The sequence below is a fragment of the Microbacterium resistens genome (assembly GCF_031456305.1).
Classification (GTDB): Bacteria; Actinomycetota; Actinomycetes; order Actinomycetales; family Microbacteriaceae; genus Microbacterium; species Microbacterium resistens_A.
The window spans coordinates 1-22,167 of record NZ_JAVDUM010000013.1; the positions used below are offsets into that span (position 1 = coordinate 1).

Annotated in this window: 25 protein-coding genes; 11 read left to right on the forward strand and 14 right to left on the reverse strand. The window is 65.2% G+C overall.

The window, feature by feature from the left end; translation table 11 throughout:
- Nucleotides 1-319: 319 nt before the first annotated feature.
- Nucleotides 320-1,525, forward strand: coding sequence for a tyrosine--tRNA ligase (gene tyrS, locus J2Y69_RS13895; protein ID WP_310021754.1), 1,206 nt, complete (start codon nt 320-322; stop codon nt 1,523-1,525).
- An 83-nt stretch (nt 1,526-1,608) separates the two neighbouring features.
- Here the strand turns inward: tyrS and J2Y69_RS13900 are convergent, their stop codons facing one another.
- The gene (locus tag J2Y69_RS13900; RefSeq protein WP_310021756.1) at nt 1,609-1,962 is read right to left on the reverse strand and encodes a PASTA domain-containing protein; all 354 of its coding nucleotides are present in this window, start codon (nt 1,960-1,962) and stop codon (nt 1,609-1,611) included.
- A 52-nt stretch (nt 1,963-2,014) separates the two neighbouring features.
- On the opposite strand from J2Y69_RS13900, the gene J2Y69_RS13905 reads away from it, so the two are divergent.
- Together J2Y69_RS13905 and J2Y69_RS13910 are read left to right on the forward strand one after the other, a co-directional pair.
- Nucleotides 2,015-2,527, forward strand: coding sequence for a hypothetical protein (locus J2Y69_RS13905; RefSeq protein ID WP_310021759.1), 513 nt, complete (start codon nt 2,015-2,017; stop codon nt 2,525-2,527).
- Nucleotides 2,518-2,733, forward strand: coding sequence for a hypothetical protein (locus J2Y69_RS13910; RefSeq protein ID WP_310021762.1), 216 nt, complete (start codon nt 2,518-2,520; stop codon nt 2,731-2,733). The genes J2Y69_RS13905 and J2Y69_RS13910 overlap by 10 nt, the downstream gene beginning before the upstream one ends.
- A 73-nt stretch (nt 2,734-2,806) precedes the next feature.
- Here the strand turns inward: J2Y69_RS13910 and J2Y69_RS13915 are convergent, their stop codons facing one another.
- From J2Y69_RS13915 to J2Y69_RS13930, 4 genes are all read right to left on the reverse strand, one after another.
- Nucleotides 2,807-3,040 carry a histidine ammonia-lyase gene (locus J2Y69_RS13915; protein WP_310021763.1) on the reverse strand — a complete coding sequence of 78 codons (234 nt, stop codon included), beginning with the start codon at nt 3,038-3,040 and terminating at the stop codon, nt 2,807-2,809.
- Nucleotides 3,041-3,206: 166 nt separating this feature from the next.
- On the reverse strand, nt 3,207-4,181 hold the full coding sequence (locus tag J2Y69_RS13920) for a hypothetical protein (RefSeq protein ID WP_310021765.1): 975 nt from the start codon (nt 4,179-4,181) through the stop codon (nt 3,207-3,209).
- A gap of 167 nt (nt 4,182-4,348) precedes the next feature.
- The gene (locus J2Y69_RS13925) at nt 4,349-4,747 is read right to left on the reverse strand and encodes a P-loop NTPase family protein (protein WP_310021767.1); all 399 of its coding nucleotides are present in this window, start codon (nt 4,745-4,747) and stop codon (nt 4,349-4,351) included.
- A 217-nt stretch (nt 4,748-4,964) separates the two neighbouring features.
- On the reverse strand, nt 4,965-6,278 hold the full coding sequence (locus J2Y69_RS13930) for an FAD-dependent oxidoreductase (RefSeq protein WP_310021770.1): 1,314 nt from the start codon (nt 6,276-6,278) through the stop codon (nt 4,965-4,967).
- A 92-nt stretch (nt 6,279-6,370) separates the two neighbouring features.
- Between J2Y69_RS13930 and J2Y69_RS13935 the strand changes: the two genes are divergently transcribed.
- Nucleotides 6,371-6,745 carry a metalloregulator ArsR/SmtB family transcription factor gene (locus tag J2Y69_RS13935; protein WP_310021772.1) on the forward strand — a complete coding sequence of 125 codons (375 nt, stop codon included), beginning with the start codon at nt 6,371-6,373 and terminating at the stop codon, nt 6,743-6,745.
- A 450-nt stretch (nt 6,746-7,195) separates the two neighbouring features.
- On the forward strand, nt 7,196-7,555 hold the full coding sequence (locus J2Y69_RS13940) for a hypothetical protein (RefSeq protein ID WP_310021774.1): 360 nt from the start codon (nt 7,196-7,198) through the stop codon (nt 7,553-7,555).
- Between the two features lie 699 nt (nt 7,556-8,254).
- On the opposite strand, the gene J2Y69_RS13945 is transcribed toward J2Y69_RS13940, so the two are convergent.
- Complete coding sequence (locus tag J2Y69_RS13945; RefSeq protein ID WP_310021776.1) at nt 8,255-8,737, reverse strand: NUDIX domain-containing protein; 483 nt, start codon at nt 8,735-8,737, stop codon at nt 8,255-8,257.
- Nucleotides 8,738-8,797: 60 nt separating this feature from the next.
- On the opposite strand from J2Y69_RS13945, the gene J2Y69_RS13950 reads away from it, so the two are divergent.
- Complete coding sequence (locus J2Y69_RS13950; protein ID WP_310021778.1) at nt 8,798-9,286, forward strand: tetratricopeptide repeat protein; 489 nt, start codon at nt 8,798-8,800, stop codon at nt 9,284-9,286.
- A gap of 132 nt (nt 9,287-9,418) precedes the next feature.
- On the opposite strand, the gene J2Y69_RS13955 is transcribed toward J2Y69_RS13950, so the two are convergent.
- The 3 genes from J2Y69_RS13955 to J2Y69_RS13965 are packed head-to-tail and all read right to left on the reverse strand — an operon-like array spanning nt 9,419 to nt 12,640.
- On the reverse strand, nt 9,419-11,773 hold the full coding sequence (locus J2Y69_RS13955; RefSeq protein WP_310021780.1) for an excinuclease ABC subunit UvrA: 2,355 nt from the start codon (nt 11,771-11,773) through the stop codon (nt 9,419-9,421).
- 11 nt (nt 11,774-11,784) lie between these two features.
- On the reverse strand, nt 11,785-12,195 hold the full coding sequence (locus J2Y69_RS13960) for a VOC family protein (RefSeq protein ID WP_310021782.1): 411 nt from the start codon (nt 12,193-12,195) through the stop codon (nt 11,785-11,787).
- Nucleotides 12,196-12,205: 10 nt separating this feature from the next.
- Nucleotides 12,206-12,640, reverse strand: coding sequence for a helix-turn-helix transcriptional regulator (locus J2Y69_RS13965; RefSeq protein WP_310021785.1), 435 nt, complete (start codon nt 12,638-12,640; stop codon nt 12,206-12,208).
- A gap of 95 nt (nt 12,641-12,735) precedes the next feature.
- On the opposite strand from J2Y69_RS13965, the gene J2Y69_RS13970 reads away from it, so the two are divergent.
- A complete protein-coding gene (locus tag J2Y69_RS13970; protein ID WP_310021787.1) occupies nt 12,736-13,329 on the forward strand; it encodes an HdeD family acid-resistance protein in 594 nt (197 codons plus the stop codon).
- Here the strand turns inward: J2Y69_RS13970 and J2Y69_RS13975 are convergent, their stop codons facing one another.
- Nucleotides 13,330-14,094, reverse strand: coding sequence for an SDR family oxidoreductase (locus J2Y69_RS13975; protein ID WP_310021789.1), 765 nt, complete (start codon nt 14,092-14,094; stop codon nt 13,330-13,332).
- A 155-nt stretch (nt 14,095-14,249) separates the two neighbouring features.
- On the opposite strand from J2Y69_RS13975, the gene J2Y69_RS13980 reads away from it, so the two are divergent.
- From J2Y69_RS13980 to J2Y69_RS13995, 4 genes are all read left to right on the forward strand, one after another.
- On the forward strand, nt 14,250-14,726 hold the full coding sequence (locus J2Y69_RS13980; RefSeq protein ID WP_310021791.1) for an NfeD family protein: 477 nt from the start codon (nt 14,250-14,252) through the stop codon (nt 14,724-14,726).
- A 19-nt stretch (nt 14,727-14,745) separates the two neighbouring features.
- Nucleotides 14,746-15,666, forward strand: a complete 921-nt coding sequence (locus J2Y69_RS13985) for an SPFH domain-containing protein (protein ID WP_310021793.1) — start codon at nt 14,746-14,748, stop codon at nt 15,664-15,666.
- Nucleotides 15,663-16,442 (forward strand): glycerophosphodiester phosphodiesterase family protein, encoded by a 780-nt coding sequence (locus tag J2Y69_RS13990; RefSeq protein ID WP_310021795.1) that lies wholly within the window; start codon nt 15,663-15,665, stop codon nt 16,440-16,442. The genes J2Y69_RS13985 and J2Y69_RS13990 overlap by 4 nt, the downstream gene beginning before the upstream one ends.
- A 149-nt stretch (nt 16,443-16,591) precedes the next feature.
- Nucleotides 16,592-16,975 carry an RNA polymerase-binding protein RbpA gene (locus J2Y69_RS13995; protein ID WP_310021796.1) on the forward strand — a complete coding sequence of 128 codons (384 nt, stop codon included), beginning with the start codon at nt 16,592-16,594 and terminating at the stop codon, nt 16,973-16,975.
- Here J2Y69_RS13995 and lnt read toward each other — a convergent pair.
- From lnt to tatA, 4 genes are read right to left on the reverse strand one after another with little or no spacing between them, the layout of a single operon-like run.
- Complete coding sequence (lnt, locus tag J2Y69_RS14000) at nt 16,972-18,591, reverse strand: apolipoprotein N-acyltransferase (protein WP_310021799.1); 1,620 nt, start codon at nt 18,589-18,591, stop codon at nt 16,972-16,974. The two genes, J2Y69_RS13995 and lnt, sit on opposite strands and share 4 nt — an antisense overlap.
- Before the next feature lie 3 nt (nt 18,592-18,594).
- Nucleotides 18,595-21,072, reverse strand: a complete 2,478-nt coding sequence (locus tag J2Y69_RS14005; protein ID WP_310021801.1) for a DEAD/DEAH box helicase — start codon at nt 21,070-21,072, stop codon at nt 18,595-18,597.
- Entirely contained in the window at nt 21,069-21,824 is a 756-nt protein-coding gene (gene tatC / locus J2Y69_RS14010) for a twin-arginine translocase subunit TatC (RefSeq protein ID WP_310022037.1), read from the reverse strand. The genes J2Y69_RS14005 and tatC overlap by 4 nt, the downstream gene beginning before the upstream one ends.
- 56 nt (nt 21,825-21,880) lie before the next feature.
- Nucleotides 21,881-22,138 carry a twin-arginine translocase TatA/TatE family subunit gene (gene tatA / locus J2Y69_RS14015; RefSeq protein WP_310021802.1) on the reverse strand — a complete coding sequence of 86 codons (258 nt, stop codon included), beginning with the start codon at nt 22,136-22,138 and terminating at the stop codon, nt 21,881-21,883.
- Nucleotides 22,139-22,167 lie beyond the last annotated feature (29 nt).

Below are 22,167 nucleotides of genomic sequence, written 5' to 3' on the forward strand. Positions count from 1 at the left end.
TGATCGGTACTCACTGACCATCGCACGATGGCTCGCTAGCGTCTACGACACCGTGAGCCCTGCCAGAAACCCCACCACTCCCCGGGACGCCACCCCAACGACTAGAGACGCCGCGCTGAACTGGCTATGCTTTCGCGCATGGTGATCGGTTTGGTGTATCTCGACGGCTCTGGAGTGAGCCGTTGGCGCGTACATCGCTGATCTCAGATACTCGGCACATCCCAGAGCCCAAGGTGAGGACCATCGGTCCTCACCTTTCTTGCGTTCAGCGTGAGCGGGTCTGCTGGGAGTTCTCGCTCGCATATCGAGGGAGAGACCCATGACAACGCCCGATCAAGTGCTCGACCATCTGAGTCGTACGACCGAGCAGATCCTCGGCCGTGATGACCTGCGCGAACGGCTCGCCTCCGGGACGCCGCTCCGGATCAAGTTCGGTGTCGACTGCACCGCCCCCGACCTGCATCTCGGCCATGCCGTGAACCTCTGGATGATGCGGTGCCTGCAGGATCTCGGTCACGTCATCGTCTTCCTCCTCGGCGACACGACGACCCGAGTTGGCGACCCGACTGGCCGAACCAGCACCCGCCCTGTGCTGACCACGGACCAGATCGAACGGAACGCTCAGGCGTTCCTCGATCAGGTGAGTCTGGTCCTGCGAAAGGACCGGGAGGTGCTCGAGATCCGGCGCAACTCGGAGTGGTACGCGTCGATGCCGATCACCGATGTGATCAGCGAGCTGAGTCTCGTGACCCATAGCCAGTTGATGGCTCGCGACATGTTCCAGAAGCGGGTTGAGGAGGGTCGAGAGATCGCAATGCACGAGTTGATCTACCCTGTGCTGCAGGGCTTCGACAGCGTGGCCTTGCACTCGGATCTGACCATCGTCGGATCTGACCAGCTGTTCAACGAGAGCATGGGGAGAGAACTGCAGGCGAAGCATAGCCAACGGCCGCAGACAGTCATCACAAGCACCATCACCCCGGGCCTCGATGGCGGTCCCAAGCAGTCGAAGTCGTTGGGCAACTACGTCGGACTCGCGCAGACGGCGGAAGACAAGTTCGGGCGGCTCATGACCTTGAACGACGATCTGGTCGGCGTGTGGGCAAGGGCGTACACGGAGCTTCCACCTGTCGATGTTGATGACCTCGGACGACGAGCCGCCCTCGGCGGCGTCGATGCGCGCAACGCCAAGTTGGACCTCGCCGAGGCGATCGTCGCGCGCCACCATGGCGCCTCGGAGGCCGGGCACACACGGCGCGGGTTTCTCGAGGTGTTCTCAGAACGGGGGCTTCCGGCCAGGATGCCGCACGTCGATGTGCCCAGACAGGCGACGGTTCTTCAGCTTGTGAACGCAGCCCGTCCCGAGCTCACACGATCAGCGGCGCGGAGGCTCATCGCCGAAGGCGGCGTGCGGATCAACGGCGTCAAGCGACTCGACAGCGAGGAACCTGTGTCGATAGGGGCACAGGATGTGCTTCAGGCCGGACGACGCCAGTGGTTCATGCTCGCTGTGCACGACAGCTGATCCCGATACCCGCACAAGGTAAATCGTCAGCGGAGGACCTTTTGCGGGCGTGGGGGAGTGCTACTGTCGGGCGCCCGGTCCCGCTATGCCTCTTCCTGGACTTCTGGCTCTGCGTGGCTCTTGAGCGAGGGGAGAGGCCCGCCTGTCTGGGCTGGTACGTCGCTCCTGGCCTGGCCGTCTTTCAGGAAGGTGATCCGCACCTGGGTTCTTGGCTCGACTGCGGTCCCGGCGGCAGGGTCTTGCGAGGTCACCCAGAACAGACCAGGCCAAGTGAGCGATCCGAGGCCGGGCCCATCCGGATCACCGCTCGCGAGATCAATCCCAGCGTTCACTGCGATATCCCGGGCGACGTGCACGGGTTTTCCCACGAAGTCGGGGATCACTACGGATCGACGCTCAATCATCTCAAGGTCTCCATCGACGGGCGGAGGGCACATCTCTATTCACAACGACGATACCCACGGCGGAGTTGACTCGTAAGATCTCTGTGTGAGTCAGCATCAAGCGGGAGATCGCACATCAGACCGTGAACAACATCCTCCGCGGCGGGGCGGTGGCATTGGGGCACTCACTCTCGCTCAGTTCTTCGTCGGCGGGCTCGTCCTGTTCGTGGCGGCGATGATCCTCCTGATCAGCTCTACCGCTGAGGCATATGACGGCATCGGGACGATAATCGGGTGGAACATGGGTGCCTTGTTCCTCGCCGTGTCGTCGATGATCGCCGCGATGATCGTTGGACTTCCCCTTCGACTCGTGCCGGCGCTTCGGTCTCGTTGGCTTGCCAACGGTGGGATCACGGTCGCAGGTGCGGGCTTGGGGTTTGTCGCGTGTGCCATCATCATCGCCATCGCGCCCATGGCCGCAGAGACCGACGAGTGGAGAACGCCTGTTGGACGCGACACCAACCTCTGGGCGCTGCTTACCGCTTGGGCGCTGTTTGCGATATCGGTCGCACATTTCGTCTGGCCTTCGCAATGGAGGAGAAGGGCCAGATGTCGATGAGAAGTTTGGGCATATTCTGGGCCGCCGTCGCTGCAACCGTGATCATTGCCATACTGGTTGCTGTGTTGTCCATCGTCGCGATAGCCCACCCAGAAGAAGGAGGGAAGCTAAATAGCATTAGTATTTCTATCTTGCCAATAATGATCGTGACGATGCTTGTGGCAATCCTTCTGAAAAAGAAGAGTAAGCCGGGCGCTCCAGAGTAGAAGCTGCTCAAACCACCCCGGTCGGAGCACATTCTCTGATGATGCGAGTTCTGCGCTCTCGATACCGGAGTCTTCAGTCGGACGATTTGCCTGGAAGAAACGGGTTCCCGGGACCGTGGACGCGACCGGTCGCGGGGTCGACCCAGTTGCCGGAACCGGTGATCCGGTGCCAGCGCTTGTGGAACGCGAGATCGGTGTCGTCGGCTTCGACGACGGCCGCACCGCACAGATCGCAGATGCGCAGGAGGACTATGTCGCCGTCCGCGGTTCTGACCGAGACCGTCCCATCCGGGAATACGATGCCCATCGCGCTCCTCCTCGCGTCGCGATCTACCGTCGCGGTCAGGTTTCCGAGACTGCCATCAGAGTACGCGATAGGGGCCGTGGGATGTGACCATGCGCGGAACGCGGTCGGCCGGATCGGACAATACAGAGTGTGAGCCCCAGGGGTCGTGTGCAGGCAGGAGAGCGGCTCAGCTGACTCGACCGTCTGCCCACTCCCGAATGAGAACGACGAGGGCGCCGGCCTCGCGCTCGCCCAGGTGGCTAGGGAACTCGTGCACCTCACCGATCGCAGCAATAATCTGGCTCTTGTTCTCGGGATTCACCCTCACCGCCTCAGTGTCGACCTGGAGTCGCGGAGTCGATACGGGATCTTCGCCGAGACCACGAGATCGCAGGTACCGGTCGGTGAGTATGAGCCCATATGGGCCCGCCAGAGTGCTGGCGCTGAAGCACACGAGGATCTGCTCGCCGGGGTCGAGCGGCATCTTCTTGGCGAACTTTGCAAAGTGCTTCGCGTGTTTCTTGTCATCGGCATATTTCGCTGCGGCTGAGAGACCGAGTTCCTTTACACGGCCGCGGATGTCGCTCGCAGTGATCGGCGCGCCATCGATCACCGTGCCGGTGTCCGCGAGGGCTTCTAACGTTATGGTGATCGCGGCGACGAGCAGCTGGCTGAACCACTCGGCGTCTTCTTCGTCAACGAGTGAGCCGGCGCTGTCCCAGTCGTAGTCTTCAATCGCCGTCGATGCGATTGTGTTGGCCGACCCTGCAATACCGTTCGAACCGACATAGAGCGGGTACTGTCTTGCTTCGCCCTTGCCGAACACCAGATTCACGGTGTCCTTGACGATAAGTCGGCGGTCGGTGAGGAGGAATCCCTGTGCTTCCCGACTGCTGGTGAATCGCGTCGCGACGTCGTACCCCAACCAGATGATGGGGAGTTCGTCGTCGCCGGCGGGCGAGACCCGCATCATCTGCTCGATGGCCCGCCACAACGCGCTCTGGCTGTCGTCCCGAGTAGGGTGCTTGTGCCCGGGAACGAACACAAAGTCTTGAATGTCGGGCTTCTCTGCTGCCAGCTTCGCAGCCCGTGCTGTCAGCCGCGTGAACAGGGCAGTCCGCTGTGGGGTGAGGCCTGATAGATACGTCTCGATGTTCTCCACGCTGAGAGCGTAGCTCAGGTCCGAGGCGGGTCTCGCGAGCGTCCACACAGCCATGAGAGGATCCTGCACCTGGGGGTGTCGCTTACGTACTGTGCTCACGAGCACAGTACGCGTCACGCAAGTCCTTGACTGGATATCCGGCTTATCACTGCGAGGACTATTCGCCCTCAATCGCCCCGCTGTGGTGAGCGTAGAAGGCTGAGGTCCTTCAGGATCAACGCCACCAGATCTTCGGTCGAAACGTCGCCGCTTACGCGTGTTTCGTCGTGCCAGGGGAGTGGTTGCCACCCGTCGTACCAGTCGCGGATCTTTTCCTCACCGAACTTCTTCGACAGTGGCCGTCCTGCGTGGCGTCGGATCGTCTCGTCGAGCCCGATGTCGAACTGGTAGATCCGGGTCTGCCCGCGGTGGTCGTCGTACAGGCGCTCGAACAGTGCTGAGTAGTCGCGCAGATTGAAGATTCCGTCCAAGATGACGTCGTATCCGAGGTTCAGAGCCTCGCGCGCAGCGCCGACGATCAGAATGCTTGCGTCGCGGGAGCGCTGTGGCCTGTCGTCGTTGCTCAAGATCTCGCGGCGGAAGTAGTCCTGGTGGATGAGGGCGACCTTCGGCCCGAGCCTTTCGCGTCAGTGGCGACCAGTAGCGGCGCCCGGATCCTCCCGGCGTCGAACTGCTCCCAGGTGGGGGCGGTGGTCTCGAAGGTAGCGTCCCCGCCGGCGATCCCGGCCACGAAGATCTCCTTGACCCGCGCCCAGTCCGCAGGGACCATGGCTCGGATCTGGGTCATGAGCAGCAGGATCCTCCGCCGCTGTCGCCGGTGGAGCAGACCCCGGTCGCCGGGAGCGTGAGCGCGACCTGGGATGCGGCTTGCAGGTCGCCGTCGAGCCAGGCCGCGACCGAGCGGACCTGCTCATGCCCAGTCGCGAGCAGGAACGTGGGGGCCCGACCGTAGGACTTCATCCCGACGATGAAGAACCCTGACTCCGGGTGGGTGAGCTCCCGGAACCCGTGCGGTTCGACCGTGCCGCAGGAGTGAAGGTTCGGGTCAATCAGCGGCGCCAGCCGGCGCGGGGCCTCGACGATGTCATCCAGCTCGAGCCGGACTTCCCGCAGCATGTCCAGGTCGGGGCGGAACCCGGTCGCGTTTACCACCAGATCCGCATCCAGCATCGCTGCCTCGCCGCGGCGGGTGCCGATCAGCCGGATCCTGTCGCCGGGGTTCTCGACGCGGGAGATCTCGAACGAGTCGACCTGGGTGATCTGTCCGGACTGGACCATCCGCTCGACCCGACTGCCGAGCTTGGCCCGGTCCGGGAGCTCGTCATCCGGCGACGAGGACACCCGGATCGCGGACGAGTTCCGGATCACCCACGTCACCCGCGTGCCTGCCTCTTCCTGGGCAAGCTTGCCCAGGGAGATGAGCGTGTTCGCCGCGGAATGGCCCGCCCCGACCACGACCGTGTGCTTCCCGGCGAACCCTGCTCGGTCCGTCCCGAGAACATCGGGGAGGGCGTGCAGGACCCGGTCGGCGACCTGGTCGACGCCGAGGGGCGCGAGCCCGGAGGAGGCGAGAGGGTTCGGGGATGCGTAGGTGCCGGACGCGTCGATCACCGCCTGCGCGGTCGTCTCGGTGACCTGCCCGTCCGGGTGCTGGACGCGCAGCAGGAACGGGGCCTGCGCGCGCCCGGCGGTGCGGGTGCGGTCCATGCCCTCCCGCGACACGGCGACCACCCGCGAATCGAACCGGATCCGCGACCCGATCTCCGGCAGATCCGCCAACGGAGACAGATAGTCGTCAACGAGCTCCTGCCCGGTCGGCGCCCGACCCTCCGCAGCCGGCATCGTCCAGCCCGCAGCCTCCAGCAGCCGGCGGGCGGCCGGATCCACGAGGAAACGCCACGGGGAGAAGAACCGGGTGTGACCCCAGAGCTGGACCGAGTCAGCGACCCGGTCTCCAGCCTCGAGGACTACGAAGTCGATGCCCCGCTCGACCAGATTCGCCGCGGCGGCGAGCCCGATCGGGCCTGCGCCGATGATCACGACCGGCAGCGTCGCCAGCCGGTCCGAGACCGTTGTCCGGGTTGTGAGATCCAGCATCGTCACCATCAGAAACCTCCGCATATCGATGAACGTCGATGCAAGTATGGGCGCATCTATCGATGACTGTCAATATCGATTAGTATCGATGCATGGTCACGATGCTTGAGGTCACCGACGTCACCGCGAAGGCGTCCTGCTGTGCGCCGCTCGTGAAAGAACCCCTCGGCCAGGACGACGCCGAGCAGCTCGCCGTGCGACTGAAGGCTCTCGCGGATCCGGCCCGGCTGCGACTGCTGTCCATCGTCGCATCCAGCCAAGACCAGGAAGCGTGCGTGTGCGACCTGATCGACCCGGTCGGGCTGTCGCAGCCGACCGTGTCCCACCATCTCAAGGTCCTCACCACCGCCGGGTTCCTGACCCGTTCCCAGCGCGGAATCTGGGCGTACTACCGGCTCGTCACCGCCAGTCTGGACGATGTGACGCGCATGCTCGATACGACGGACGCCGGGTCTAGCGAGCGGTAGAGGAGAAGCGCCGTGGCAAGGGTGCTCGATGTCGTCGACCGCTGGCCGGAGCTCTTCGCCCGGCTGCCGGACGAGGCTCGGAGGGCGCTCGGTCAGACGCTCGCGAGTTCCTGGCATGTAGTCGAGTGAATCCGCGACGATCGGTGCGGGCATCTGGAGCGTGACGGTGCTGTAGCCGAGAAGATCGGAGAGCGTGTGGATGTCGATCTGCGCGGTCAGATTCTTCAGGGTCGCGTTCCTGGACCGCTGGGGGTCGATGCCGAGGACCAGTAACCTGCGGATCATGCAAGTTGTCAGATTACAAGCTGACATAATGTGCATTATCGGGGAACTGAGATCCTCGGTTGTTCACCCGGTGATTCAGCGCCGGCGTACGGCAGGAATAGAATGATGCTGTACTACACAATCTACCGCTGACACCAGTCCTTCTAAGATCGGACGGCAGATCCGATGAGAGTTACATCAATCATCCTTGTTGCCGCAGTAGGGACGATCCTGGGTCTGGGAGGGGCAGCCGCCTTCAATCTGGCCGGACTGATCTGGGTAGGTGGTTCGTTCGAAAAGGCTCTGTACTGGGAACCCCTCGAAAGCAATATTGCAGTTATCTTCGGTTGCATCTCGCTTCTCGGATGGGTGATCTCACTCGTGACAGTCGTCCTCGTTGCCAAGGTCGGAGAAGACCCAGTTCATACAGCCAAGGTGAAGCGAATCGGTTTTGCGGCTGTATGGATCAGCGTCTTCTTCGTTGGAGTGGGGCTGGTCTTTGCGCTCGTCGTGCTCCCAGCCCAATACGAGTGGGTGAAGTACTGACCCTGGCATAATTCCTGGAAGACACTCGACGAGGAGTTCAAAACCGCTCAGCGCCCAGATCGCCGCCTCGTCACTGAGACCGGCCCCGGCCTCGTCTCCCTGTACGGCCCCTGGCGCACGCTCTCACCTACACCGAGTCGTACCGTCAGTGCAGGTCGGACACCCCGCACGGATCCGTGAAGCGTGGACTAGATTGCTGGTACGAGCGTTGACGAGGACATCGGAGAAGGTCATGAGGGCGAGGATCCGCGGCGGACTGACGATCGTGATTCTCGCCCTTGCTCTCACTGCTTGCTCTCCGGGGGTCATCGTCCCTGAGTTCGAGCGACAGCAATCCCAGGTCGACGTCGTTCCGGTGGACGTGAGCGGCCTCGACCTAACCCAGCTTGATCGCGGGACAACCAGACTCATCACGGAAGAATCGGGATGGAGTGTCTTCATTGCGAAAGGCGCTGGTGAACCAGGTGATCAAGAGTACTGCCTCATCCTGATCTCATCGCAGAAACACCTTGTGCAATGTTCTCGCAGTCTTCCCGTATCGGTGCAAGCGGCGGGAGGGAGCCCAACTTTCGTGTTGGCAGGTCCTCAAGGACCGCGAGGCTACACTCGCATTTCCGCAAGCGTCTATTTTGCTGCGGAATAGAGTATCGGACAACGCACAAACTGGACTTATTCGCAGACTGGGTCGCGACCTGCTCGCTACGCAGGTCTTGGCTTCGCCCGGAAAGACGGCCAGGGCTGCGAGCCGCGAATCCAATCGTTTGCACCTGCCGGGTACAACGGCACGGCGATGTCGGCGTCCTCGAATGGCCGCCATACAACAGGAACCACTGAGCCATCCGATTCGGTGAGCGTCCCGCCCTCCTCTGCTGGCGCTGGTTCCACCCTCCCAGAGTAGAGAGCGACGATCTCGTGGCCGAGTTCGCCGTTGTAGCGAAAGATGTTCTCGACCATACCGAGGTGTGTGAGGTCGAGGATGCGGGCCCCAAGTTCCTCCCCCACTTCGCGGACTATCGCTTCCTGGTGCGTCTCCCCCAGCTCGACGCTGCCACCGATCAGTCGGTGAAAGCCCAACGGGTTCTCGCTGGTGGGAGCGTTGCTGCTGACGAGGTGGTGCGAACCGTCGTCGTTCGGCGCTATGAGCATGGCCTTCACTCGGATGTAGGAGCGATCAACTGTCATGCTGCCTATCATCCCTGGTTTGAGGCAGGTCTGGCTTCACAGGTGTTGCATGATGGACCCATGACGCTTGATGAGCAACTTGACGAGATATCTCAGCGGCGCGACCGGAGCGATATGCAGCCGACAATTGATGCGTTGGAGAAGATCTACCAGGTCAATCCTGATAACCCACGAGTTCTATACGAGATGGGAGGAGCCTATGACACGGCCGGGAACGAAGAGACTGCGCGGGAATTCTATGAAAGAGCGCTCGCCTCTGGTCTCGATGGCGATATTCTCCGCAGATGCTACATACAATATGGTTCGACATTGAGAAACCTTCATAGAATCGAGGATTCCCTCAGAATCTTCGACGAGGCCCGGGGCAAGTATCCAGCATCCGCTTCGATAGTCGCGTTCCAGGCGATAACTCAGCACGCGGCCGGTAATCCCAACGAATCCATCGCCATCCTTCTGGAGCTAGTCGCCGATCACATTGATGACGTGGATATCAATCGGTACAAGCCTGCTCTGCGCGGAAATGCCAACCACATCCGTAGCCTTGCTTGATGAACCGCGTAGAAGAGGGGTGTCCTCTCCCCCGCGCTCCTCCCCTGCAGACGCTCGGCAGGAGGTACGGCGCTATCCGTTGAGGTTCCCTGGACACTAGCGCCCAGGGAACCTCAACGGACAGCGAGCCGGTCAGTCGCCGACGTAGGCGGCGAGATGCTGGCCGGTCAGGGTCCTCGCCGCGGCGACGAGATCCGAAGGCGTGCCCTCGAACACGATCCGCCCGCCGTCGTGCCCGGCGCCCGGTCCGAGATCGATGATCCAGTCGGCATGCGCCATGACGGCCTGGTGGTGCTCGATCGCGATGACGGTCTTCCCAGAGTCGACGAGACGGTCCAGCAACCCGAGGAGATTCTCCACGTCGGCCAGATGCAACCCGGTCGTCGGCTCATCGAGGATGTACACCTCGGCGCCCTCCGCCATCTGGGAGGCCAGCTTGATCCGCTGACGCTCTCCTCCGGACAGTGTCGAGAGCGGCTGCCCCAGGGTGAGATAGCCGAGGCCGACGTCCTGGAGCCTGGTCAGGATGGCGGCCGCTGCGGGAATCTTCGCCTCTCCCGCAGCGAAGAACTCCCGCGCCTCAGCGACCGGCATGTCGAGGACCTGGGTGATGTCGCGCCCGGCCAGGGTGTACTCCAGGACCGCGGCCTGGAATCGCTTTCCGCCGCAGTCCTCGCACGGAGACTCGACCGTGTCCATGAAACCGAGCTCGGTCACGATCACGCCGACGCCCTTGCACGTCGGGCAGGCGCCTTCGGAGTTCGCGCTGAACAGCGCCGGCTTCACCCCGTTCGCCTTCGCGAACGCCTTGCGGATCGGTTCGAGGAGCCCGGTGTAGGTCGCGGGATTGCTCCGACGAGAGCCGCGGATGGCCCCCTGGTCGATGGAGACGACCCCGTCGCGCCCCGCGACGGACCCATGGATCAACGAGCTCTTGCCCGATCCCGCGACACCGGTGATCACCGACAGGACGCCGCGGGGCACGTCGACGTCTACGTCCTGGAGGTTGTTCCCGTTCGCGCCGCGGACCTCGATCGCCCCCGTCGCAGATCGGACCTCGGGCTTGAGCTTTGCCCGATCGTCCAGATGACGGCCGGTCAGCGTCCCGCTCGTGCGCAGATCCGCGACGGTCCCCTCGAAGCAGATCGTCCCCCCGGCGCTTCCCGCGCCGGGGCCGATGTCGACGACACGGTCGGCGATCGCGATCGTCTCCGGCTTGTGCTCCACGACCAGGACGGTGTTGCCCTTGTCTCGCAGCTGCAGCAGGAGCTCGTTCATCCGCTGGATGTCATGCGGATGCAGGCCGATCGTCGGCTCGTCGAAGACATAGGTGACATCGGTCAACGACGACCCGAGGTGCCTGAGCATCTTGATGCGCTGCGCCTCTCCCCCGGACAGCGTGCCCGACGGGCGCTCGAGGCTGAGGTAGCCGAGGCCGAGGGTGACGAAGGCGTCGAGATTCGCACTCAGCGTCCGCAGCAGAGGCCCGGCGTCGGGGAGATCGAGCCCTCGCACCCATTCGGCGAGATCGGTGACCTGCATCCGACAGGCGTCCGCGATGCTGACCCCCTCGATCTTCGAGGACCGTGCCCCCTCGGTCAGCCGCGTGCCATCGCACTCCGGGCAGGTCGCGAACGTCGCGACCCGCTCCACGAAGGCGCGGATGTGCGGCTGCAGCGCATCGACGTCCTTCGAGAGCATCGACTTCATGATCTTAGGGATCAACCCCTCGTAGGTCATGTTGATGCCGGAGATCTTGACCTTCGTCACCTCGCCGTAGAGGAACAGATGACGCTGCTTCTCGGTGAACTGCGAGATCGGCTTGTCGGACGGATAGAACCCGGACTGGGAGAATCCCTTCACCATCCATCCGTCTGCCGTGTAACCGGGAACCATGATCGCGCCGTCGTCGAGCGACTTGGACTCGTCGACGATCTGGGCGAGATCCAGGTCGGAGACTGCTCCCCTGCCCTCGCAGCGCGGACACATCCCCCCGAGGTAGATCGCATCCTTCACGATCTTCTTCTCCCCTCCGGGGCCCGTCATCACCCCGCTGGCCTTCTGCGTCGGGATGTTGAAGGAGAACGCCGTCGGTCCTCCGATATGAGGCGACCCCAGTTTGCTGAAGAGGATCCGGAGCATCGCGTTCGCATCGGTGACCGTTCCGACGGTGGAACGCGGGTTGGCGCCGAGGCGCTCCTGGTCGACGATGATCGATGTCGTGAGCCCCTCCAGCACATCCACATCAGGTCGCGGGACCGAGGGCATGAACCCCTGGACGAATGCGCTGTAGGTCTCATCGATCATGCGCCGGGACTCGGCGGCGATCGTGTCGAACACCAGCGAGCTCTTGCCCGAACCGGACACCCCGGTGAAGACGGTGAGGCGCCGTTTGGGCAGATCGACGCTCACATCCTTGAGGTTGTTCTCCCGGGCCCCCTGAACCCGGATCGTGTCGTGCGAATCGGCGATGTGCTCTTCGCGCATCTCTTCCTCTCTCAGACGTTCTGTTGCAGACGCACCATGTTGCCTGCTGGATCCCGGAAGGCGCAATCACGGATCCCGTAGGGCTGGTCGATCGGCTCCTGGACCACGTCCGCTCCCCTGCCTTCGATCTCCGCGAACGCGCCGTCGACGTCCCCCGTCGCCAGCACGATGCCACCGTAGCTCCCCTTCGCCATGAGCTCGAGGATGGTCCTGCGCTCCTCGTCGCTGACCCCCGGGTCCACCGCCGGTGGGTGAAGGACGATCGCCGTGTCCGGCTGCCCGGCGGGGCCGACCGTGATCCACCGCATCTCCTGATAGCCGACGTCCTTGCGCACCTCGAAGCCGAGCACGTCCCGGTAGAAGGCGAGCGACTCCTCCGCGTCGAGGTGCGGGAGGAAGCTCGCATTGATCGTGATGTCCATGACTCCGACGCTACGCATCGCCGGCGACATCGGCTTCTCGATTCCTGATCGGTCTCGTCGCCTGCTTCTCCATCCACGAGGGGATCCCAGGACCCAGGCCGGGCTCACGACGATATGCGCTCGGCGAGACGCCGACGAGTTCGGAGAACCGCGTGCTGAAGGTCCCGAGGGACTGGAATCCGACGGCGAAGCAGACGTCTGTCACGGAGACATCTCCGCGGCGCAGCAGCGCCATGGCCCGCTCGATCCGCCGGGTCATGAGGTAGGAGTACGGCGGTTCCCCGTAGACAAGGCGGAACTGCCTGCTCAGATGGCCGGCCGACATGTGCTCGCCACGCGCGAGCGCCTCGACGTCCAAGGGACTGGCGTACTCGCGGTCGATGCGGTCCCGGACACGACGCAGCGCGGTCAGATCCCGAAGCCGGTCGAGGTCGGGAACGGTCATGGAGCGATCCTCGCACGTCACCCCTCCCCCGCGAGGACGACCGGCGCTACGCTGGTATGAACGCTCACAGCGTTTTCCCAGAAAGAAGGTCCCCCATGACCGATCCACTCGCCGGGGCGAGGAGCCTCGTCAAATCGCTCCGTGCATTCCTCGTGATCTCTGGTGTCATCGCGCTGATCGCGGGCCTCGTGCTGCTCATCTGGCCTGCCAAGACGGCGATCATCGTGACCGGCATCTTCGCGGCATACCTGATCATCGGCGGCGTCGTCTACCTCGGCCTCGGCATCTTCTCCGGAGGCAAGGGCGGCTGGGCACGTGTGGGCCATATCCTGCTCGGCCTGCTCTACATCGCCGCAGGCATCATCGCCTTCGCCAACCTCGGGGCGGCGACCGCGTCCCTCGCCCTGATCGTCGCGATCTTCATCGGCGTGAGCTGGATCTTCGACGGATTCGTCTCTCTGACGCTGCTCGGCAACGACGGTGCGAGGGCGTGGACCATGCTCTACGCGATCCTGAGCATCCTCGCCGGCATCTTCGTGCTGTTCTCGCCGCTGTACGCGGCTGCCGTCCTGTGGCTCGTGCTCGGGATCTCCGCGGTCGCCCTCGGCGTCGTGCAGATCGTCCGTGCGATCACGCTCGGCAGGGCTGCAGGCGACGTGGAGAGCGTGCTCGAAGACCGCGCGGTCTGATCACTCCACCCCGAAGCCGCTCACGTCGCCGATGAGGCGCGTGTGGTCGGCCGGGATGGGCTCCACAGCGGCCGTTGCGACCTCCGCAGCGAACTCGGCCACGTTGTAGAGCCGCCCGGCCGACTCGCGGCGCTGGGTGATCGCGCCGGGGTTCGCCCGCTCGAGGAGCGTCGCCGTGATCGTGCCCTCGATCATGTCGCCGGAGACGACGACGAAACCGATGCCCTTCTCCTCCACCGCGGGGATGAGCTCCCGCAGGGCGTCCTCGCCCGCCCGCTTCGACAGCGCCACGGGCTCGTACTCGGGCATGGTCGGGGTGGCGCGGATGAAGTGCGCCTGGTGGCTCGTCACGAACACGATCCGACCGCCCTCCCGCAGCAGCGGAAGCGCCGCCTGGAGGACATTCACCTGCGCGTCGCGGTTGAGGCGAAGGGCGTAGTCCTCGCCCATGTTCGACTCCATCCCGCCGGAGGCGTTCAGGACGAGCAGGTCGAGACCGCCGAACTCCGCGTCGACGGCGGCGAACATCCCCGCGATCGACTCGGGGTCGGTGAGGTCGGCGCCCACCACCAGCGCGCGACGGCCGAGCTCGCGGACCTCAGCGGCGAGCTTCTCCGCGCGGGGGGCTTTGTTGCGGAAGTTGATCACGACGTCCGCGCCGGCGTTGGCGAAGGCGCGGATCGTGTCTGCGCCGATCCCCCGGGACGAGCCCGTGACCAGGGCGACCTTGCCGGTCAGTGAATCGGCGGGAAGGGGCTCGGTCACGGTTGCTCCTCGAGGAAGTGGGCGTCGCACGCCCGACGAACAGAGAGCCTCAGCCTACCAATCGCGTGCTCCGGGCCCCGATCCACGGCGTCCGCCTGTCTTCTCGCATGTCGGAAACCGCATGGTAGGTTGGCAAAAACGAGGGGCAAGGGAGCATGGACGCGATTCTGCAGGTTTTCGAGAACTGGGCCTGGATCGGCTGGCTCGTCCTGATCGCCGTGTTCCTGGTGATCGAGATGCTCACGCTCGACTTCACCTTCCTCATGCTCGCGCTGGGCAGCGCGGTGGGACTCCTCTCCGATGTCACCGGGCTCCCTCTCTGGGCACAGGTCATCATCGCCGCGGCTGCCGCCGCTGCGTTCATCTTGCTGATCAGGCCGCCCCTGCTGCGACGTCTGCACCGCGGCGAGGATGCGACCAAGTCGAACGTCGAGGCCCTCGTCGGCTTGCACGGCGTCGTCCTCCTCGAGGTGAGCACGCTGACCGGTCAGGTCAAGCTCAGCAACGGCGACACCTGGACGGCCAGATTGGCCGCCGACACCCCGGTCACAACGCCCCTCTCCCCCGGCACTCCCATCACGGTGGGCCGGATCGAGGGCGCCACCGCCTACGTCCTCTCCGCACACGAATAGGAATCAGGAGCAGCCCGTCATGGACAACGCATCCTTCATCCCGACAGCGATCGGGTGGATCCTGGCGATCGCCGTCATCATCTTCGTGCTGGTGACGATCGCCCGCTCCGTCCGGATCATCCCCCAGGCGACCGCGGGCGTCGTGGAGCGGCTCGGCCGCTATCACAAGACCCTCATGCCCGGTCTGAACCTGCTGGTCCCCTTCATCGACCGGCTGCGCCCTCTGATCGACATGCGCGAGCAGGTCGTGTCCTTCCCGCCGCAGCCCGTGATCACCGAGGACAACCTGGTGGTGTCCATCGACACCGTCGTGTACTTCCAGGTGACGGATGCCCGCGCGGCGACCTATGAGATCGCGAACTACCTCGGCGCGGTCGAGCAGCTGACGACCACCACGCTCCGCAACGTCGTCGGTGGCCTGAACCTCGAAGAGGCCCTCACCAGCCGCGACAACATCAACGGCCAGCTCCGGGTGGTGCTCGACGAGGCCACCGGCAAGTGGGGCATCCGCGTCGGCCGTGTCGAGCTGAAGGCGATCGACCCGCCCATCTCCATCCAGGACTCGATGGAGAAGCAGATGCGCGCCGAGCGTGACCGTCGCGCCGCGATCCTCACCGCCGAGGGGTCGAAGCAGTCCCAGATCCTCGAGGCCGAAGGACGCCGGCAGGCCGAGATCCTCCGTGCAGAGGGCGACAAGCAGGCCGCGGTCCTCCGCGCTCAGGGTGAGGCCGAGGCGATCCAGAACGTCTTCAGCGCGATCCACCAGGGACAGCCGGACGAGAAGCTCCTGGCGTACCAGTACCTGCAGATGCTGCCCAAGATCAGCGACAGCCAGTCGAGCAAGCTGTGGATCATCCCCAGCGAGCTCACGGAGGCGCTCAAGAGCTTCGGTGGCGCATTCAGCGCGCGCGGCGGACAGACGCCGCCACCACCGGCGTGACGCACGAGTACCTCTCAGGCGCATCGGCGCCGCGGATCCTCGCCCATCGTGGTCTCACGACCGCACCGGGCGGGGATCCGTCCGTGTTCGACAACTCCGCCCTCGCCTTCGCCGCGGCGCATGCGGCGGGCGCCGAGTACGTCGAGACGGACTGCCGCCTCACGGCCGACGGCAAGGTCGTGCTGTTCCACGACGAGACGCTCGAGCGCCTTCTCGACGATCCACGCCCGCTCCGCGAGGTCGAGGCGGCAGAGCTCGAAGAGCGCTTCGCCGGGCGCGGCGGGCTGCTGACCCTCTCCGATGCGCTGGAGAGCTTCCCCACGCTGCGCTTCAACGTCGACGTGAAGGAGCGTGCCGCCGCCGAGGCCGCGGGCATCGCCGTGGCTCCCCATGCCCAGCGGGTCCTCCTCACGAGCTTCTCAGATGCGACGCGCCGAGCCGCCGTCGAGGCTGCCCGAAGAGCGGGCGGCGTCGCTCCCGCTGCGTCCCCCGGACAGCGGACCATCGCGCTCCTCCGGCTCTCCTCGCTGCTTCGCTCGAAGGCGCTCGCCCGCAGGATCCTGCGGGAGGTCGACGCGATCCAGGTCCCCGAGCGCTTCGGCCCGATCCGGGTGCTGACGCCCGCTCTGCTCCGGCTCTCCCATGCCGCCGGCGTCGAGGTCCATGTCTGGACGGTGAACGAGCCGACGCGGATGGCAGAGCTCATCGACGGCGGTGTCGACGGGATCGTGACCGACCGCGTCGATCTTGCCATCACGACGCTCGGTCGGCGGTGACCGCTCCCCTTCTCCGCCGACGATCCGGTGAGATGAAGGAGGCGAGTCGACGCACTGAACATCGGCTGGGAAGTCGGGGTCCCGCGCTCCGTTCGCATGAAGCGCACAGGCTGACCCGCTATACCTGAGGGCGACGAGAGGACCACACAATGGCAGATCGCAGCCTACGCGGCATCCGGCTCGGCGCCCAGAGCCTACAGAGCGAAGAGGGCGTCGTCTTCATGGAACGGCAGCAGACCTCGTACGTGTGCGACACGTGCGGTCATGCGACCACGCTCATGTTCGCAGCTGACGCCGAGGCGCCGGCCACCTGGGAGTGCCGCTCCTGCGGCGCTGACGCCCGCCTCCAGGTCGACGGCAAGCCCGTCGAGCTCGAGAACGGGGACGACAAGGCCGCCCGCACCCACTGGGACATGCTGCTCGAGCGCCGTTCGCGCGCTGAGCTCGAGGAGCTCCTGGAGGAGCGCCTCGCCTACATCCGGGCCCGCCGTGGCGCCGGAGACGACCCGACCCGCGAGAAGATCGGCGCCTAACGCCCCTCACCCGATCGGCGGATCCGGGAGACGATCCCGGCTCCGACGACCATGAGGAGTCCACCCCAGAGCAGGAGCTGCTCCAGGAAGGGCCCGATCACGACACCCGCCGTCGCCCCGGTGCGCAGCTCGACATCCTCGACCAGCGCACCGGGGCGATCTGCGTCTACGGAGGCGCGCGTCGTCCCGTCCGCCCCGATGACCTGACTCGTCCCGACCGTCGAGATGTTCACGACCGCGCGGCCCGTCTCCACCGCTCGCATCCGTGCGATCGCGAGCTGCTGCAGATTCTCGGCGGTGCCTCGGAAATCAGCGTTGTTCGTCTGGAAGACCAGCACCTCCGCGCCCTCCGATATCCCCTGTCGGATCACCTCGTCGTAGATGACGTCGAAGCAGATGGCGAGGCCGACGACCCGCTCTCCGACCCGCACGATCGGCGCATCGGTCCCTGGCGTGTACTCGCGCTGGATCAGCCCGATGAGATCGGGCACGATCGCGTTGAAGAACGCGCGGTCGGGCACGTACTCGCCGAAGGGGACGGGGTGCCGCTTGGCATGCGTCTGCACATCGTCGCGGGCGAGATCCCACGGGGCATCGACAGGCCAGAGGAACGAGGTGTTGTAGAAGTTGTCATCGTCCGCGGTCGCGGCGTTTGCGAGGACCGGAGCCCCTGAGCGCTCCGCCATCGACGTGAGCGTGCGCGCGGCAGCGAGGTTCTGGAAGGGGTCGGCGTCGACGCCGCCCTCCGGCCATACGAGGAGGTCGAGGCCCTCCCCATACAGCGGCACGGTGGCCTCCACCTGCGCGTCCAGAACGGATAGGGGCTTCCTGACGTCGAAGTAGCCCGCGGGACCGTTGCCCTGGACAGCACCGATGCGCATCGTCCCCGTTGCAGTGGTCGGGAACAACGGTGTGAACGCGAGGGCACCGACGAGGAGTGCCGGCGCGATGAACGCGGGGAGCCGAGGACGCGCGCGCCCACGGATCAGCTCGACGCACAGCGCCGAGAGGAAGACCATGAGGAAGCCGAGCCCGCTGACGCCCAGCCACGAGGAGACGTGCGCGGACGCGGTCTCGGACATGACCATGCCGATCCTCGCCCAGGGGAAGCCCCCATAGGGCCAGGAGCCGAGGAACAGCTCCCTTCCGATCCAGAGGGCGGCGACGACCGCGGCCGTCAGCACACCTCGCAGGATCGGGCCGCGCACGAGTCTTGGCATCCAGCGATAAGCCAGGGCGATCGGCACGATCGTCACCGCCGTCAGAAAGCCCTCCAGCAGGCCGAGAGCCAGCCACGGGATCGGCCCGAGGTAGCGTCCGGTCCAGGACACGAGGATGACGGAGAACACGACGCCGTAGACGAGTCCCACCAGGAACGACGCCCAGGCGGATCGGCCGATCACGGCGATCAGGAGGAGGGCGACCGCCGGAAAGGCGAGGATCCAGAGGGAGACGGCCGGGTAGGCGAGCGTCAGCAGACCTCCGGCCGCCGCGGCGAGCACCATGGCGGCCCAGAGCGGGATGAGGGGGCTGCTCCGCACCGCGTCGTGCGACGGAGCGTCAGCGGACGGGCGCGCGGCGTCGAGGACCGGGGGGTCGGCGGGATCGATCGTCATGGGTCAGGCCGAGGAGTAGGCGACGATCCCCCGACGGACACCATCCAGCGCAGTGCGAGCGGTCCGGGCGAGCTCGACGGTCGGAGCGACGATCGACAGCTGATCGAGGAGGTCGATCGTCTGCTTGGTCCATCGGACGAAGTCCCCCGCGGCCAGGTCGGCCTCCTCCAGAACATGGTCGAGCGAGGATCCGCGTGCCCATGCGTGCATCGCGGTCGAGAGCGCGGCGGACGGCTGGTCCGATCCGGGCAGGCGATTGTCCTTCTCCAGGTCGTCGAGCTCGGCCCAGAGCGTCTGCGTCTCGTCCCAGGCGGCGCGGAACCGGCCTCGCGGAAGGCTCCTCGGATCGACGGACCCGTCGTCGCGGCGCGGCTCGTAGACGAGCCCACAGGCCATCGCGGCGAGGGACGGGGCGTCGAGTCCCTCCCACAGACCGCGGCGGAGGGATTCCGCAACCAGGAGATCGCGTTCGCCGTAGATGCGCTGCATCGTGCGCCCCGCGTCGGTGAGCGCGAGATCGTCGCCGGCGCCCGTCACGTAGCCGACGGCGAGGAGCACATCCAGGACCCGATCGAACACGCGGGCGACGGTGCTCGTGCGGTTCTCGATCTGACGCCGTGTGCGGTCGCTGTCGCGCTTGAGCTTCCAGTACCGCTCGGACCAGCGCGCATGGGCCTCTCGATCGGGGCACCGATGGCAGGGGTGGCGCTGGATCGCGCGACGAAGTGACTCGATCCTCTGGAGCCGCTTGTCCCGCACAGCTCTCGGTGCCTGCCCGTCCGAGCGGTTCTTCTTCTCCAGGTCGCTGAGCTCGCGACGAAGCCCCGAGTACTCGACGAAGTCGCCGTGCTCACAGGTCATCGCCGCGAGGTATCCCTCCAGGGAGGTCTCCGCCTCGCGCACGGAACGGGCAAGGCCCACGACGGATCGGTCGGCCTGGAACTGTGCGAAGGAGGACTCCAGCACCTCACGGGAGCGCACCCGTCCGAACCGATCGAGGAGGTTCACCGCCATGTTGTAGGTCGGACGGAAGCTGGAGTTGAGCGGGTAGGTGCGACGCGACGCGAGCGCGGCCACGGCCTGCGGGTCCATTCCCTCGGTCCACTGCACGACCGCGTGTCCCTCGACATCGATCCCCCGGCGGCCTGCTCGGCCGGTGAGCTGGGTGTACTCCCCCGAGGTGATCGCGACCCGCGCCTCCCCGTTGAACTTCTCCATGCGTTCGAGCACCACGGTCCGTGCCGGCATGTTGATGCCGAGCGCGAGCGTCTCTGTCGCGAAGACCACCTTCAGAAGGCGCTTGCGGAAGAGCTCCTCCACGACCTCCTTGAACGCCGGAAGAAGACCGGCATGGTGCGCGGCGAGTCCGCGTTCGAGGTTGTCCAGCCAATCCCAGTACCCGAGGATCCCGAGGTCCTCGTCGCGGAAGGAACGGAGTCGTTCCTCGACGATCGCGCGGATCTCTTGGCGCTCCTCGGTGGTGGTGAGGCGCAGCCCGGAGCGTCGGACCTGCTGCACGGCCGCGTCGCAGCCGACCCTGCTGAAGATGAAGAAGATCGCGGGAAGGAGGTTCGCCCGATCGAGGAGCTCGACCACCTTCGGACGATCGAGGCGCTCGATTCGGCGGACGTTCGCGGAGCGCACCGGACGTCGTCCGCCGCGCTTCGGCCTGGGCGAACGGACGCCCGCCTGACGGTTGCTCCGATACTCCTGCGCCTGTCGGTTGCTTTCGTAGGAGGACCCGGTGAACGAGCGGATGCGCATGAGCTCCTGGTTCACCTGTGCGGTGGCGATCCCTGCGCGATCATCGAACAGCGGGAGAAGGTCGTCACGGACCAGGACGTGCTGCTCCAGCGGCACGGGGCGCGTCTCCGACACGATCACCTCCGTGTCCCCTCGGACCGTATCGAGCCAATCCCCGAACTCCTCGGCATTGGACACCGTCGCACTGAGCGAGATCAGCCGCACATGATCCGGGAGGTGGATGATGACCTCCTCCCAGACCGCACCGCGGAAGCGGTCGGCGAGATAGTGCACCTCGTCCATCACGACGTACCGCAGACCGGTGAGGGCCGGCGAGTCCGCATAGAGCATGTTGCGGAGCACCTCGGTGGTCATCACCACGATGCGCGCCGAGCCGTTGATGTTCACGTCCCCGGTGAGGAGCCCGACCTCGTCGGGCCCGTAGACGTCGACGAGCTCTCGGAACTTCTGGTTCGAGAGCGCCTTCATCGGGGTCGTGTAGAAGGCCTTGTCGCCGGTCGTCCGCATCGCGAGATGGATAGCGAACTCGCCGACGATCGTCTTCCCCGCGCCGGTCGGCGCCGCGACGAGGACGCTCCGATCGCGTTCCAGCGCGTGACATCCCGCGATCTGGAACGGATCGAGATCGAAGCGCTGGGAGGCCGCGAAGACAGCCGTCTCCGGATAGTCCTGTGCTTCCCTCGCCGCCGCATAACGTTCGGCGGGCGAGGTCGTCATCCGCCGATCCCCGCCAGTGCCTCGTCTTGACGCTTCTTCTTACGTCGGTCGAAGAGAAGGGACAGACCGGCTGCCGCGAAGAAGAGGACGATGAGGATTCCGGCGAGCATCAGCATGCTGACGACGTCGGCGGCAGGCGTGGCCAGTGCCGAGAACACCGTCGCGATGAGGATCGCGATCCGCCAGCCCTTGAGGATCGCGCGCCCCGACATGACGCCGGTGACGTTCAGGGCGACGAGGAACACCGGAAGCACGAACGAGATGCCGACCACGATCATCAGTTTGAAGACGAAGTCGTAGTAGTCCTGCGCGTTGTAGAAGTTCACCGCCCCCTGCGGCGTGAAGCCGTACATGAGCTCGATGATGTGCGGCATCACCGTCAGGGCGACGTAGCATCCGCCGAAGAACAGCGGCACGGCCGCGCCCACGAAGGAGAGGGTGTAGCGAACCTCCTTCTTCGTCAGCCCGGGCATCACGAAGGCCCAGATCTGCCAGAGCCAGATGGGGGCGGAGAAGAAGATCCCGATGGAGAACGCGATCCGCATCCTCATGTCGAACGGGCCTGTCACAGAACCGTAGTTCAGAGCTGCGAAGTCATCGCCCCGCTTCTCCACGATGATGCGAATAGGCTCGGTGATGAAACTGATGATCGGGTCGGTGACGATGAACGCCACTACCATCCCGATGATCAGACCAGCGGCCGCGATCACGAGCCTCTTGCGAAGCTCGACCAAGTGCGCGCCCAGCGACATCGTACGGTCGCGGCCGCGCCTCCGTCCCGTGGTCACGGAGTCGACAGCTGCCAAGGTCAGCTGGGTCGGTCAGGAGACGCCGGGGTGGTCGTGGTCGCCGACCCGGCCGCCGTGGAGCCCTCAGTGGTCTCGGTCTTCTCGTCGAGCTTGGCGCGAGCCGCGTCCTCTTCCTTCATGGCGCTCATCTCACCCTTGAAGGCACGAGCCGACTGTCCCATGCTCCGCGCGAGGGCAGGAAGCTTCGCCGCACCGAACAGCAGAAGGATGACGGCAAGAAGGATGAGCAGATGCCACCCATTCAGTCCAGCGAACATAATAACTTTCCCCTCAGTGAAGTTCCGAA

Bases quoted from the DNA above. Each gene is read 5' to 3' on its own strand.
- tyrS (WP_310021754.1), top strand. From the start codon at position 320: ATGACAACGCCCGATCAAGTGCTCGACCATCTGAGTCGTACGACCGAG.
- J2Y69_RS13900 (WP_310021756.1), bottom strand. From the start codon at position 1,962: ATGTGCCCTCCGCCCGTCGATGGAGACCTTGAGATGATTGAGCGTCGA.
- J2Y69_RS13910 (WP_310021762.1), top strand. From the start codon at position 2,518: ATGTCGATGAGAAGTTTGGGCATATTCTGGGCCGCCGTCGCTGCAACC.
- J2Y69_RS13915 (WP_310021763.1), bottom strand. From the start codon at position 3,040: ATGGGCATCGTATTCCCGGATGGGACGGTCTCGGTCAGAACCGCGGAC.
- J2Y69_RS13930 (WP_310021770.1), bottom strand. From the start codon at position 6,278: ATGCTGGATCTCACAACCCGGACAACGGTCTCGGACCGGCTGGCGACG.
- J2Y69_RS13935 (WP_310021772.1), top strand. From the start codon at position 6,371: ATGGTCACGATGCTTGAGGTCACCGACGTCACCGCGAAGGCGTCCTGC.
- J2Y69_RS13940 (WP_310021774.1), top strand. From the start codon at position 7,196: ATGAGAGTTACATCAATCATCCTTGTTGCCGCAGTAGGGACGATCCTG.
- J2Y69_RS13945 (WP_310021776.1), bottom strand. From the start codon at position 8,737: ATGACAGTTGATCGCTCCTACATCCGAGTGAAGGCCATGCTCATAGCG.
- J2Y69_RS13950 (WP_310021778.1), top strand. From the start codon at position 8,798: ATGACGCTTGATGAGCAACTTGACGAGATATCTCAGCGGCGCGACCGG.
- J2Y69_RS13955 (WP_310021780.1), bottom strand. From the start codon at position 11,773: ATGCGCGAAGAGCACATCGCCGATTCGCACGACACGATCCGGGTTCAG.
- J2Y69_RS13960 (WP_310021782.1), bottom strand. From the start codon at position 12,195: ATGGACATCACGATCAATGCGAGCTTCCTCCCGCACCTCGACGCGGAG.
- J2Y69_RS13965 (WP_310021785.1), bottom strand. From the start codon at position 12,640: ATGACCGTTCCCGACCTCGACCGGCTTCGGGATCTGACCGCGCTGCGT.
- J2Y69_RS13970 (WP_310021787.1), top strand. From the start codon at position 12,736: ATGACCGATCCACTCGCCGGGGCGAGGAGCCTCGTCAAATCGCTCCGT.
- J2Y69_RS13980 (WP_310021791.1), top strand. From the start codon at position 14,250: ATGGACGCGATTCTGCAGGTTTTCGAGAACTGGGCCTGGATCGGCTGG.
- J2Y69_RS13985 (WP_310021793.1), top strand. From the start codon at position 14,746: ATGGACAACGCATCCTTCATCCCGACAGCGATCGGGTGGATCCTGGCG.
- J2Y69_RS13995 (WP_310021796.1), top strand. From the start codon at position 16,592: ATGGCAGATCGCAGCCTACGCGGCATCCGGCTCGGCGCCCAGAGCCTA.
- lnt (WP_310021799.1), bottom strand. From the start codon at position 18,591: ATGACGATCGATCCCGCCGACCCCCCGGTCCTCGACGCCGCGCGCCCG.
- J2Y69_RS14005 (WP_310021801.1), bottom strand. From the start codon at position 21,072: ATGACGACCTCGCCCGCCGAACGTTATGCGGCGGCGAGGGAAGCACAG.
- tatC (WP_310022037.1), bottom strand. From the start codon at position 21,824: ATGTCGCTGGGCGCGCACTTGGTCGAGCTTCGCAAGAGGCTCGTGATC.
- tatA (WP_310021802.1), bottom strand. From the start codon at position 22,138: ATGTTCGCTGGACTGAATGGGTGGCATCTGCTCATCCTTCTTGCCGTC.